Genomic DNA, 13,354 nt, shown 5'->3' on the forward strand with positions numbered 1-13,354 from the left:
GTCAGGAGACTCATCCTGGCGCTGCCCAAGCTGCGGCATGATGCGCACCGGCATCCACAACGACAACGAGACAGACGCGCATGAATCTGCCTACCCCGGCCGTCGTGGCCGAGCGCAGCACCCACCCGATCCCGCGCTGGGCCCTGCTGCTGTTGTGCGCGGCCTATGTGCTGCCCGGCCTGTTCGGCCGCGACCCGTGGCGCAATGCCGACCTCACCGCCTACGGCTTCATCGCCAGCATCGCGCAAGGCCATGCACCCTGGCTGCAGCCCGCGATCGCCGGACTGCCCGCGGACGGCGGCCTGCTGCCCTACTGGATCGGCGCGCTGGGCATCAAGCTGCTGCCCTTCCTCGATCCGTCGGTGGCCGCGCGGATCCCCTTCGGGCTGATGCTCGCGGCGGTGCTCGCGCTGGTCTGGTACAGCTGCCTGCACCTGGCACGCACCGAGGCCGCCCAGCCGGTGGCCTTCGCCTTCGGCGGAGAAGCCCATGCGGTCGACTACGCCCGCGCGATGGCCGACGGCTGCCTGCTCGCGCTGATCGCCAGCGTGGGCCTGCTGCGCCTGGGTCACGAGATCACGCCGGAGATCCTCCAGCTGCTGGGCATCACGCTGTTCGTCTACAGCCTGGCGGCGCTGCCCTTCCGGCTGTGGAAGGCGCGCGCGGCGATGTTCGCGGCGCTGCCCATCCTGGCCACCAGCGGCGCGCCCGCGGTGGCGCTGGCGCTCGCCATCGGCGCCCTGTGGCTGTGCTACCGGTCGACCTACGAGGACGCACGCCAGTTCCTGCCGTGGATCCTGGGCGCGATGGCGCTGGCGGCGCTCATCGCCTGGCCGATGCACGGCTGGGCCTGGCGCGTGCGCGCCAGCGAGCGCAGCGTGCTGGACTGGCTCCGGCTGGTGGGCTGGTTCTGCTGGCCGGCCTGGCCACTGGCAGCCTGGTCGCTGTGGCGCTGGCGCACGCACCTGATGCGGCGCCACCTGTCGGTGCCATTGCTGGCCTCGGTGGTGCCGCTCACGGCCAGCCTGCTGATGGGCGCGGATGATCGCGCCATGCTGCTCGCGCTGCCGCCGCTGGCGGTGCTCGCGAGCTTCGCGCTGCCCACCTTCCAGCGCAGCGCGAGCGCCCTGCTCGACTGGTTCTCGGTGTTCTTCTTCAGCGCCGGGGCCATCTTCCTGTGGCTGTACTACACGGCCATCCAGATCGGCTGGCCCGCCAAGCTGCTGGCCAACGTGCGCAAGCTCGCGCAGGGGTATGAGCCCGAATTCGGCCTGCTGACCTTCGTGCTGGCGGTGCTGGGCACGCTGGCCTGGTTGTGGCTGGTGCGCTGGCGCACCGCGCGCCATCGCCATGCGCTGTGGAAGAGCCTGGCGCTGCCGGCGGGCGGTGTCGCGCTCGCCTGGCTGCTGGCGATGACGCTGGGCCTGCATACGCTGAACTACGCGCGCAGCAACAAGCCGCTGGTGGATCGCATCGCGGCGCACCTGCCGGGTCAGCCGGAATGCATCGCCGCGCCGGGGCTGCCCACGCACGCGCTGGCCGCGCTGGAGTTCCAGGGCCACTGGCGCGTCGATGCGACGCAAGGGCTGGACCGCACGCGCTGCCCGATCGCGATCTCGGTGCAAGCTGAGAGCACGCCGATGCCGCCCTCGGGCTGGAAGGTGCTGGGCGTCGTGCGTCGACCGACCGACCGATCCGGCACCTACCTGGTGATGCAAAAGGATCAATGAAAAAGGCCCCGAGGGGCCTTTTTCGTTGTGAGCGCGGTGGACCTCAGAGGTCCTCGCCTCCCGCGAGCGCGGCGGGCGCCGATTCATCGCCCATCGCGGTGGCATCGGCCATCCGCACGCGGGCGGACGGGAATTTCAGTCGGAAGCTCGAGCCCTTCCCGGGTTCGCTGTCGATGCGCAGTTCGCCGCCATGGCGTTGCACGACGTGCTTCACGATGGACAAGCCCAGGCCCGTGCCGCCCGTATCCCGCGAGCGGCTGCCATCGACGCGATAGAAGCGCTCCGTGAGCCGCGGCAGGTGCTCGCGCGCGATGCCCGGACCGTTGTCGATCACCGAGATCTCTCCGCCCATCTCCGGCGTCCAACGCCATTGCAGCTCGATCCGCCCGCCTTCCGGCGTGTAGCGCACCGCGTTGCTCAGCAGGTTGGCGATCGCGCTGAGGAGCTCCGTCTCGACCCCCGCCAGCTCCACGCCGGTCTGGCGCTCGCAGACGAGCTCGTGACGTCCTTGCGACAGGGCCTGCGCGTCCGCGCCGAGCCGCGCCAGCAGCGGGTCCAGCGAGATCCAGTGATCGGCCGCCGGACGCGGGCTGCCCTCGAGCTGCGCCAGCGTCAGCAGATCGCCCACCAGCGTCTGCATGCGCGTGGTCTGCTGCTGCATCAGATGCAGCACGCGCTTGCGCTCCGCCTCGGTCAGCTGCAGGCTCGCCATGGTCTCGATGAAACCGGCCAGCACCGTCAGCGGGGTGCGGATCTCATGCGAGACGTTGGCGACGAAGTCGCGCCGCATCGCCTCGTTGCGCTCGCGATCCGTCACGTCCAGCGACAGCACCAGCTTGCGGCTCTCCCCGCCCACGCCGTAATCGCGCACCAGCACCTGCAGTGTCGACTTCGCGCGGGTGTTGGTCAGCGTCAGCGGCTGCTGGAACTGGCCCTGCTGCAGATACGACACGAAGGCCGGATAACGGACCAGGTTGGTGATGCGCTGCAGCTTGTCACGCTGCGGATCCAGCGAGAAATGATCGCCGGCGACGACGTTGCACCACAGGATGTGGTCCTGCCCGTCGAGCAGGATCACGCCGTTGGGCGAGGCCTCGATCGCCTGCAGGAACTGCTCGAGCTGCTGCCGCTCGCGATCGAAACGCCGCTCGCGGTCGCGCAGGCCGCGCTCGACGCGATAGGCCATCTCGCCCCAGAGTCCGCCCAGGCGGGGCGCGTCATCGTCCTGATCGCCGCGCAGCCAGGTCACCAGACGATGCGCGCGCGCCGCGTCCCACACGGCCATGACGATGACGGCGACCGCGGCGGCCAGCGCCGCCGCCAGATGCGGCATCTGCATCCACTCGCCCAACCAATAACCCAGCCCGCCCGCGATGCCGGTGCCCAGCACCAGCATCAGCACCCGCGACAACATCCATGCCATGGATGCGTCCTCAGGCCGACAGGGCGCTGCTTTGTTGGGTCAGGCGGTAACCGGCGCCGCGCACCGTTTCGATCATGCGCGCGCAGCTGACCTTCTCCAGCGCCTCGCGCAGGCGCTTGACGTGGACGTCGACGGTGCGTTCCTCGATGAACACGTGGTCGCCCCACACGCGGTCCAGCAGCTGCGAGCGGCTGTGCACGCGCTCGGGGTGCGTCATGAAGAAATGCAGCAGGCGGAACTCGGTCGGACCGAGCTTGACCTCCACGCCCTCGCGGCTCACGCGGCGCGTGCCCGGATCGAGCACCAGACCGCCGACGTCGACCGCGGAGTCCAGCGCCTCGGGCGCCTTGCGACGCAGCACCGCGCGGATGCGCGCCAGCAGCTCGTTCGTGGAGAACGGCTTGGTCAGGTAATCGTCAGCGCCGGCGTCCAGCCCGGACACCTTGTCCACCTCTTCCGCGCGCGCCGTCAGCATGATGATCGGCAGCTCGCGGGTGCGGGTGGCACCGCGCCATTGACGCGCCAGCGCCAGGCCCGTCTGACCCGGCAACATCCAGTCCAGCACGACCAGATCTGGCAGCACGCGGTCCACTTCCAGCTGCGCCTGCTCGGCATTGCCGGCCAGCGTCACCTCGAAGCCGGCGTGGCGCAGGTTGATGGAGATGAGCTCGGCGATGGCGGATTCGTCCTCGACGACCAGGATGCGACTCATGCGGGGTAACTCCTCTTATTGGGGTCTTCCGGCCTACCCGCTCCCGGAGGTGCTGGTCGGCCGGAGGGGTTCATCGCTTGCGGTGCTCAGCGCACCAGTTGCTCGACGGCGTCGGGCGTGTTGTGGCGGACGTCCGTGCCCTTGACCACGTAGATGATGACCTCGGCCAGGTTCTTGGCGTGGTCGCCGACGCGCTCGATCGCCTTGGCGACGAACACCAGGTCGATCGACGACGAGATCGTGCGCGGGTCTTCCATCATGTAGGTGATGAGCTTGCGCATCAGACCGTCGAATTCCTTGTCGATCTGGTCATCGGCCTTGAGCACTTCCAGCGCGCGGTCCACGTCCAGGCGCGCGAACGCGTCCAGCGCCTTGCGCAGCTGCGCGGTGGCCAGCTCCGCCTCGTACGACAGGTCGGACATCGGCAGGCGCAGGCGGCTCGACACGCCGGTGTTGATCAGGCGCTGCACGGTGCGGGCGATGCGCGCGGCCTCGTCGCCGACGCGCTCGAGGTTGGCGATCGTCTTGGACACGGCGATCAGCAGGCGCAGGTCCCGCGCGGTCGGCTGACGGCGGGCGATGATCGTCGACAGGTCGCGATCGATCTCGATCTCCATCGTGTTGACGATCTCTTCCTGCTTGAGCACGTGGCTGGCGATGTCGCCGCTGAAGGTGCCCAGCGCCTCGACGGCCTGCGCGACCTGCGATTCCACAAGGCCGCCCATCTCCAGCACGCGCGTGGAGATGCCGCTCAGCTCGGCGTCGAATTGGGTAGAGAGATGCTTGTCGGTCATGTTGTTGCTCCCTGGTTGATCAGCCGAAACGACCCGTGATGTAGTCCTCGGTGTCCTTGCGCTTGGGCTTCATGAAGAGCTCCGCGGTCGGTCCGAATTCGATCAGGTCGCCCAGGTACATGTAGGCGGTGTAGTCCGAGCAACGCGCGGCCTGCTGCATGTTGTGGGTCACGATCGCGACGGTGTAGTCGTGCTTAAGCTCGTGGATCAGCTCCTCGATCTTGCCCGTGGAGATCGGGTCCAGCGCCGAGCACGGCTCGTCCAGCAGCAGCACCTCCGGCTTGATCGCGATGCCGCGCGCGATGCACAGCCGCTGCTGCTGACCGCCCGACAGACCCGACCCGCTCTGGTTGAGCTTGTCCTTCACTTCATTCCACAGGGCCGCCTTCTTCAGCGCCCATTCGACGCGCTCGTCCATCTCGACGCGCGACAGCGTCTCGAACAGGCGAACGCCGAAGGCGATGTTGTCGTAGATCGACATCGGGAACGGCGTCGGCTTCTGGAACACCATGCCGACCTTGGCACGGATCAGCGACACGTCTTCCTTGCTGGTGAGGATGTCCTCGCCGTCCAGCAGGATCTGACCCTCGGCGCGCTGCTCCGGATAGAGCTCGAACATCCGGTTCAGCGTGCGCAGCAGCGTGGACTTCCCGCAGCCCGACGGGCCGATGAACGCGGTGACCTTGTTCTCGGGGATGTCCAGGTTGATGTTCTTCAGCGCGTGGAAGCTGCCGTAATAGAAATTCAGGTTCTTCACCGAGAGCTTCGCCTTCTCGGTCACCGGCATGTCGACTTTGACGTCCATGTTGTTGCTCGATTCGTTGGATTCGTTGATCGTGGACCGAAGCCGGTCAATGCTTCTGCTTGAAGGCGTAACGCGCCAGGATGTTCAGGATCAACACGCCGATCGTGATGATGAACACCGCCGCCCAGGCCAGCTTCTGCCAGTTCTGGTAGGGGCTCATGGCGAAGTCGAAGATCACCTTGGGCAGGTTGGCCATCGGGCCGGTCAGGTCGGTCGACCAGAAGCGGTTGTTGAACGCGGTCAGCAGCAGCGGCGCGGTCTCGCCCGAGACACGGGCCAGCGCCAGCAGCACGCCGGTCAGCACGCCGGCGCGAGCCGCCTTCAGCGTCACGGTCATGATGACCTTCCACTTGGGCGTACCCAGCGCGTAGGCCGCCTCGCGCAGCGCGCCAGGGACCAGGTTCAGCATGTTCTCGGTCGTGCGGATCACCACCGGGATCACGATCAGCGCCAGCGCCATGACGCCCGCCCAACCGGAGAAGCCCTTGAAGCGCAGCACGATCAGGCTGTAGACGAACAGGCCGATCACGATCGACGGCGCCGACAGCAGGATGTCGTTGATGAAGCGCACGGCGCTGCCCAGCCAGGTCTTCTGGCCGTACTCGGCCAGATAGACACCGGCGAGCACCCCGATGGGCGCCCCGATGAAGGTGGCCATGGCCACCATCAGGGCGGAGCCGAAGATCGCGTTGGCCAGGCCACCCTCGTCCGAATTGGGGGGCGGCGTCATCTGCGTGAAGGTGGCCCAGCTCAGGCCACCGATCCCCTGGGTGATCGTCTCGAACAGGATCCAGATCAGCCAGATCAGACCCAGCGACATCGCACCCAGCGACAGCGTCAGCGCGATGACGTTGATGCGGCGGCGCTTCTGGTACATCGCCATGCGGCCGGCGGTGGTGGCGCTCATGTGCGCGCTCCTTCGCTCTTCTTGAGCTTGTTCAGCAGGACCTTGGAGAACGCCAGCACCACGAAGGTGATGAAGAACAGGACCAGGGCGAGGTACAGCAGCGAGGCCTGATGCAGGCTGCCCGGGCCGGACTCGCCGAATTCATTGGCCAGCACCGAGGTGATCGTGTTGGCGGCCTCGAACAGCGACAGCGAGCTCAGCTGGTTCATGTTGCCGATGACGAAGGTGACCGCCATGGTCTCGCCCAGCGCGCGGCCCAGGCCCAGCATGATGCCGCCGATGACGCCCGTCTTGGTGTACGGCAGCACGACCTTCCAGACCACCTCCCAGGTGGTCGAGCCCAGCCCGTAGGCGGACTCCTTGAGCATCGCGGGCGTGACCTCGAACACGTCACGCATCACCGACGCGATGAACGGGATGATCATGATGGCCAGGATGATGCCGGCCGACAGGATGCCCAGGCCCACCGGGGGACCGGACACCAGCGCGCCCAGCACCGGCACGCCGGTCAGCAGGTTCTGCAGCGGCGTCTGCACGTAGGTGGCCAGCAGCGGCCCGAACACGAACAGGCCCCACATGCCGTAGACGATGGACGGCACGGCGGCGAGCAGCTCGATGGCGATGCCCAGCGGGCGGCGCAGCCAGCCCGGCGCGAGTTCCGTCAGGAAGAGCGCGATGCCGAAGCTCACCGGCACGGCGATCAGCAGCGCGATGAGCGAGGTCACCAGCGTGCCGTAGATCATGACCAGGCCGCCGAACTTCTCCTGCACCGGATCCCAGTCGGTCGACACCAGGAAGCCCAGGCCGAACTGCTTGATCGCGGGCGCGGCGCCCATCAGCAGCGAGCCGATGATGCCCACCAGCAGCGCCAGCGTCAGCCAGGCGGCGCCGTGCGTGAGCAGCGAGAACACCGTGTCGGCCCAGGGCGCGACGCGACGGCGCTCGGGCGGACGGCCGCCGGGCTTGGCGCGTTCCTGACCGCGTTCTCGGTCCATGGGGTTGGCTGGAAGTATTGCGGCCACGGGGCCTCCGCTCGTGTGTTTGAAATTCTTGTGCGAAAGCCCGGTGTCCGCGACGGGCGCACCGGGCTGTTCTCGTCAGGCGACGATCACTTGTAGCTGACCGCCTTGCCGGCGCTGTCCTTCACGTGGTCGGTCCACTGCTTGCGCACCAGATCCTTGACCGCGGCCGGCAGCGGCACGTAGTCCAGCTCGTCGGCCATCTTGTCGCCCTGGGTGTAGGCCCAGTCGAAGAACTTCAGGGCGGCGGCGGCCTGGGCCGGCTTGTCCTGCGCGACGTGCATCAGGATGAACGTAGCGCCGGTGATGGGCCAGCTGTCCTTGCCCGGCTGCTCGGTCAGCACCTGGTAGAACGATTCGTTCCACTTGGCACCGGCGGCGGCGGCCTTGAAGGCGTCATCGCTCGGGCTGACGAAGGCGCCGTTGGCGTTCTTCATCAGCACGTAGGTCATCTTGTTCTGCTTGGCGTAGGCGTATTCGACGTAGCCGATCGAGTTCGGCAGACGCGTCACGAAGGCCGACACGCCTTCGTTGCCCTTGCCGCCGGCGCCGGTCGGCCAGTTCACGGCGGTGCCTTCACCGACCTTGGACTTCCACTCGGCGTTGACCTTGGACAGGTAGTTCGTGAACAGGAAGCTGGTGCCCGAACCGTCGGCGCGGCGGACCACGGCGATGGCGGCGTCCGGCAGCGCCACGCCCGGGTTCAGGGCGGCGATGGCGGGGTCATTCCACTTGGCGACCTTGCCCAGGTAGATGTCGCCCAGGACCTGGCCGCTGAGCTTGAGCTGACCGGGGTTGATGCCCTTGACGTTGATCACGGGCACGACGCCGCCGATCACGGTGGGGAACTGCACCAGGCCGTCCTTGGCCAGCTGGTCGTCCTTCAGGGGGGCATCGGACGCGCCGAAGTCGACGGTCTTGGCCTGGATCTGCTTGATGCCGGCGCCGGAACCGACCGACTGGTAGTTGATGCGGACGCCGGTCGACTTGTTGTAGGCATCAGCCCACTTCGTGTAGACGGGCGCCGGGAACGACGCACCCGCACCGGTCACGTCTTGAGCCTGGGCCGCGGAGAACATCGCGGCGCAAGCGGCGAACAGCAGGCCAGCACGCAGTTGATTCATGGTCATTCAGTCCTATCGCTTGGGGTTGGTTGGCGAACGGAGCGGATGCTATGACCTCAATGTGACACATCCGTGACGCCGGCCCGAAGCCGGAAAAATGTCGTTACGAATAGCGCACCAGAGGAGAAACAGGCCTTCGCCGGCGGCTCCTCGACCATTGTCATATTCGATTCACCCCGCTGTCATCTTCGCTGCGTAGCCTGCCGGCCGTGCGGGAAAACCCTGCGAGAGACGATGTCAGCACCATGACGGTGCCATTGAACCCGAAGAGCCGTGCCTCAAACGGCCGACGACCAATGCAGTTAGGCCGCCGACGCTCACGCGCCGACGGCCCATTTTTTTGGTCGGTTCGACCGCGGCTTCGACCGTGGATTCGGCTGCGGATTCAGCTGCGGACTCAGCCGCGAATTGCGTCCGCCAGTCGTTCGGCGCAGCGTTTCGCGAGCTCGGCATCGCTGGCCTCGACCATCACGCGCAGCAGCGGCTCGGTGCCCGACTTGCGGATCAGCACGCGACCGCGGTCGCCGAGCTCGGCCATCACCTCGGCCTCCGTGCGCGCGAGCGCCGGGTTGCTCTTCCAGTCCTGCTGATCGGCCTGCAGGCGCACATTGATCAGCGTCTGGGGGAACAGCGTCACGCCGTCCAGCAGGTCCGCCAGGCGGCGTCCGCTACGGCACACCGCTTCCAGGACCAGCAGGCTGCTGACGATGCCATCTCCGGTGGTGTGGCGATCCAGCGCCAGCAGGTGGCCGGAGCCTTCCCCGCCCAGTTGCCAGCCGCGAGCGGCCAGCTCTTCCAGGACGTAGCGGTCGCCGACCTTGGCCCGCACGAACTCGACATCGCGCTGTCGCAGCGCGAGCTCCACGGCCATGTTGGTCATCAGCGTGCCCACGGCCCCGGCGACCCGCTCACCACGCGCCAGCCGGTCCGCCACCATGACGTAGAGCAGTTCGTCGCCGTTGTAGAGACGGCCGTCGGCATCGACCATCTGCAAGCGGTCCGCGTCGCCGTCCAGCGCGATGCCGTAATCGGCGCCATGCTCCTTGACCGCCGCGACCACCGCCTCCGGTGCTGTCGCGCCGACCTTGTCGTTGATGTTGTAGCCATCAGGCTTGTTGCCGATGGAGATGACCTCGGCGCCCAACTCGTGGAACACCGACGGCGCGACCTGATAAGCCGCGCCGTTGGCAGCATCGACCACCAGCTTCATGCCACGCAGGCTCAGGTCGCTGCTGAAGCTCGCCTTGCAGAATTCGATGTAGCGGCCCTGTGCGTCATCCAGGCGGCGCGCCCGACCCAGGCCGGCGGAGTCCACCCACACGGGCGGTTCCTCCAGGACGGCCTCGACATCCAGCTCCCAGGCGTCGGGCAGCTTCTCGCCCTTGGAGGAGAAGAACTTGATGCCGTTGTCCGCGAACGGGTTGTGCGAGGCCGAGATCACCACGCCCAGGTGCTGGCGCAGCGCGCGGGTCAGGTAGGCGACGCCCGGCGTCGGCAGCGGGCCGGTCAGCAGCACGTTCACACCGGCCGAGGCGAAACCCGCCTCCAGCGCGGACTCCAGCATGTAGCCGGAGATGCGCGTGTCCTTGCCGATGAGCACGCTGGGCTTGGCGTAGCTGCGCTTGAGGACGCGGCCGACCGCATGGCCCAGACGCAGCATGAAATCAGGGGTGATGGGGGTGCGGCCCACGGTCCCGCGGATCCCGTCGGTTCCGAAATACTTCCGGCTCATTGAAGCGACCTCCTGCGACTTCTCGATCTGAATCCGCGGATTGTCACCCAAGCCGGAGCGCGCACTGCTCGCCCACTCGGGGGCCTGTGTCGAAGGCCCTCGCGGATCAGGCCTCGGGGGCGCCGAAGGCCCGCCACACCTTGAGCGCATCAACGGTCGCCGCGACGTCGTGCACGCGCACGACACGGGCACCGAGCGTCACCGCCGTCACCGCTGCCGCGACGCTCGCGTGCAGGCGCTCGTCCACCGATCTGCCGGTCACGGCGCCGAGCGTGGACTTGCGCGACCAGCCGATCAGAAGCGGCCGCCCCAGCGACAGGAGCTCGCGCTGGCGCCGTTGCAGTTCGAGGTTCTGCTCCACGGTCTTGGCGAAGCCGTAACCCGGATCCAGCGTGATGCGTTCAGGCACCACGCCCGCTTCGATCAGGCGGCGCATGCGCTCGCCAAGGAAGTCCGCGACCTCGAGGACGACGTCCTCGTAGTCCGTCAGCTGTTGCATGCCGGCGGGCTGTCCGCGCATGTGCATCAGGCAGATGCCGGCACTGCCGTGCTCGGCGAGCAGCGCTTCAGCACCCTCATCGCGCAGCGCCTGGACGTCGTTGATGATGTCCACGCCGAGGTCCAGCGCGCGCCGCATCACCTCGGTCTTGCACGTGTCCACCGAGACTGGCACGCCGAAGTTGAGCGCCGCGCGCACCACCGGCTCCAGCCGACGCCATTCCTCATCCGCGTCGAGCCGAGGTGCGCCCGGACGCGTGGATTCGCCGCCGATGTCGAGGATGTCGACGCCTTCACCGAGCAGGCGCTCGCAGAAGTCGATGGCGCGCGGCGCATCGTCGTGCTGACCGCCATCGGAGAAGGAGTCGGGCGTCACGTTGACGACGCCCATCACCAGCGGGCGCTCGGCCAGGTCGAGGTCGAAGCGGGTGGTGGTCCAGATCGAGGGGGACGACGAAGACGAGGGAGACGAGGCTGAGGTCATGGGCGGCTGAGTGTCAGAGCGCATGGACCGCGCTCGCTCGCGCCAGGGGACATCCACGCCAGACAGCGAGTATGACGGAAAGCAGAAGGGCCAGTCTCTCGACTGGCCCTTCGGGGTGCGGAGCGGAGCGTGCAAGACGCTCCGCGTGGATCGCTCAGCCTTTCAGCCTTTCAACCGATCAGGCCGCGGCCGGTGCGCTGCCCGTGTTCACGGCGGGTGCTCCGCCGTTGTCGGACTTGTTGGTCGGCGGCGTCCAGTCCTTGGGAGGACGCGGAGGACGGCTGTCCATGATGTCGTTGATCTGCTCGGCGTCGATGGTTTCCCACTCGAGCAGGGCCGTCGCCATCGCGTGCATCTTGTCCTTGTGCTCTTCGATCAGGTTGCGCGCGATCGTGTACTGCTCATCGATGATCTTGCGGATCTCCTGATCCACCTTGCGCATCGTCTCTTCCGACATGTTGGTCGTCTTGGTCACCGAGCGGCCGAGGAAGACCTCGCCCTCGTTGTCCGCGTAGACCATCGGACCCAGCTCATCGGTCATGCCGTAGCGGGTGACCATGTCGCGGGCGATCGCCGTGGCACGCTCGAAGTCGTTGCTGGCGCCGGTGGTCATCTGGTTCATGAAGACTTCTTCCGCGATCCGGCCGCCAAACAGCACCGAGATCGTCGACAGCATGCGTTCCTTGTCCATGCTGTAGCGGTCACCCTCGGGCAACTGCATCGTCACGCCAAGCGCGCGGCCACGCGGAATGACCGTCACCTTGTGGACCGGATCGGTCTTGGGCAGCAGTCGGGCCACCAGGGCATGACCCGCCTCGTGGTACGCGGTGTTCTTGCGCTCTTCCTCGGGCATGACCATGGACTTCCGCTCGGGGCCCATCATGATCTTGTCCTTGGCCTTCTCGAAGTCCTGCATGTCGACCACGCGGCCATTGCGGCGTGCGGCGAACAGCGCGGCTTCGTTGACCAGGTTGGCCAGATCCGCACCCGAGAAGCCCGGGGTGCCGCGCGCGAGGATGTCGGCGCGGACGTCCTGTCCCACCGGCACCTTGCGCATGTGCACGTTCAGGATCTGCTCACGGCCACGCACGTCCGGCAGCGTCACGTAGACCTGACGGTCGAAACGACCCGGGCGCAGCAGCGCGGGATCCAGGATGTCCGGACGGTTGGTCGCGGCCATCACGATGACACCGAGGTTGGTGTCGAAGCCGTCCATCTCCACCAGCATCTGGTTGAGGGTCTGCTCGCGCTCATCGTTGCCGCCGCCGAGGCCTGCACCGCGATGGCGGCCGACCGCGTCGATCTCGTCGACGAAGATGATGCAAGGGGCACTCTTCTTCGCCTGCTCGAACATGTCGCGCACGCGGGCCGCGCCCACGCCGACGAACATCTCGACGAAGTCAGAGCCGGAGATCGTGAAGAACGGGACCTTCGCCTCGCCGGCGATGGCCTTGGCCAGCAGCGTCTTGCCGGTACCCGGAGGGCCGACCAGCAGCACGCCGCGCGGAATGCGGCCGCCCAGCTTCTGGAACTTCTGGGGATCCTTCAGGAAGTCCACCAGCTCCTTGACCTCTTCCTTCGCCTCGTCGCATCCGGCGACGTCAGCGAAGGTGGTGGAGTTGTTGGCCTCGTCCAGCATGCGCGCCTTGGACTTGCCGAAGCTGAAGGCGCCGCCCTTGCCGCCGCCCTGCATCTGACGCATGAAGTAGACCCACACCGCGATCAGCAGCAGCATCGGCCCCCAGCTGAGCAGGATGCTCATCAGGACCGACGGCTCCTCGCGGGGCTTGGCGTCGAACTTGACGTTGTTGTTGATCAGGTCGCCGATCAGGCCCCGATCCATGTACGGCGCCGTCGTGCGCAGCTTGTTGCCATCGCTGGTCTGGGCCACGATCTCGGTGCCCGCCGGCGTTTCCTGCAGCGTCACCTGTTTGACGCGCTTGGCACGGACTTCCTCGAGGAAGTCAGAGTAGGCGATCGGATTCCCCTGGGTTGCGCTGCGATCGAACTGCTTGAAGACAGTGAACAGCACGAGGGCGATCACCATCCACACAGCCACTTTCGAGAACCACTGATTGTTCACCGCGACTCCTTTGTCATTCCATCACCGCCTGCCCGGGGCAATC

General features: G+C 67.0%; 11 protein-coding genes. 1 reads left to right on the forward strand and 10 read right to left on the reverse strand.

What is annotated here, in order from left to right:
- Positions 1–80: 80 nt before the first annotated feature.
- The gene (locus ACNI65_RS11790) at positions 81–1,730 is read left to right on the forward strand and encodes a hypothetical protein (protein WP_416763214.1); all 1,650 of its coding nucleotides are present in this window, start codon (positions 81–83) and stop codon (positions 1,728–1,730) included.
- A gap of 43 nt (positions 1,731–1,773) precedes the next feature.
- Here ACNI65_RS11790 and phoR read toward each other — a convergent pair whose 3' ends face one another.
- From phoR to ftsH, 10 genes are all read right to left on the reverse strand, one after another.
- Positions 1,774–3,153 carry a phosphate regulon sensor histidine kinase PhoR gene (phoR, locus tag ACNI65_RS11795; protein ID WP_416763216.1) on the reverse strand — a complete coding sequence of 460 codons (1,380 nt, stop codon included), beginning with the start codon at positions 3,151–3,153 and terminating at the stop codon, positions 1,774–1,776.
- A 10-nt stretch (positions 3,154–3,163) separates the two neighbouring features.
- Entirely contained in the window at positions 3,164–3,865 is a 702-nt protein-coding gene (gene phoB, locus ACNI65_RS11800; RefSeq protein WP_416763217.1) for a phosphate regulon transcriptional regulator PhoB, read from the reverse strand.
- A gap of 86 nt (positions 3,866–3,951) precedes the next feature.
- Positions 3,952–4,659 carry a phosphate signaling complex protein PhoU gene (phoU, locus tag ACNI65_RS11805; RefSeq protein WP_416763218.1) on the reverse strand — a complete coding sequence of 236 codons (708 nt, stop codon included), beginning with the start codon at positions 4,657–4,659 and terminating at the stop codon, positions 3,952–3,954.
- A gap of 19 nt (positions 4,660–4,678) precedes the next feature.
- Complete coding sequence (gene pstB, locus ACNI65_RS11810; RefSeq protein WP_091733906.1) at positions 4,679–5,464, reverse strand: phosphate ABC transporter ATP-binding protein PstB; 786 nt, start codon at positions 5,462–5,464, stop codon at positions 4,679–4,681.
- Positions 5,465–5,510: 46 nt separating this feature from the next.
- The gene (gene pstA / locus ACNI65_RS11815) at positions 5,511–6,371 is read right to left on the reverse strand and encodes a phosphate ABC transporter permease PstA (protein ID WP_416763219.1); all 861 of its coding nucleotides are present in this window, start codon (positions 6,369–6,371) and stop codon (positions 5,511–5,513) included.
- Entirely contained in the window at positions 6,368–7,366 is a 999-nt protein-coding gene (gene pstC / locus ACNI65_RS11820; RefSeq protein ID WP_416763220.1) for a phosphate ABC transporter permease subunit PstC, read from the reverse strand. The genes pstA and pstC overlap by 4 nt, the downstream gene beginning before the upstream one ends.
- A gap of 113 nt (positions 7,367–7,479) precedes the next feature.
- On the reverse strand, positions 7,480–8,514 hold the full coding sequence (gene pstS, locus ACNI65_RS11825; RefSeq protein ID WP_416763222.1) for a phosphate ABC transporter substrate-binding protein PstS: 1,035 nt from the start codon (positions 8,512–8,514) through the stop codon (positions 7,480–7,482).
- 397 nt (positions 8,515–8,911) lie between these two features.
- Positions 8,912–10,246 (reverse strand): phosphoglucosamine mutase, encoded by a 1,335-nt coding sequence (gene glmM / locus ACNI65_RS11830; protein ID WP_416763223.1) that lies wholly within the window; start codon positions 10,244–10,246, stop codon positions 8,912–8,914.
- A gap of 106 nt (positions 10,247–10,352) precedes the next feature.
- Entirely contained in the window at positions 10,353–11,228 is an 876-nt protein-coding gene (gene folP, locus ACNI65_RS11835) for a dihydropteroate synthase (protein WP_416763224.1), read from the reverse strand.
- Positions 11,229–11,406: 178 nt separating this feature from the next.
- Positions 11,407–13,311, reverse strand: coding sequence for an ATP-dependent zinc metalloprotease FtsH (ftsH, locus tag ACNI65_RS11840; protein WP_416763225.1), 1,905 nt, complete (start codon positions 13,309–13,311; stop codon positions 11,407–11,409).
- Positions 13,312–13,354 lie beyond the last annotated feature (43 nt).

It is taken from the genome of Roseateles sp. So40a (assembly GCF_048081605.1).
Taxonomy (GTDB): domain Bacteria; phylum Pseudomonadota; class Gammaproteobacteria; order Burkholderiales; family Burkholderiaceae_C; genus Roseateles.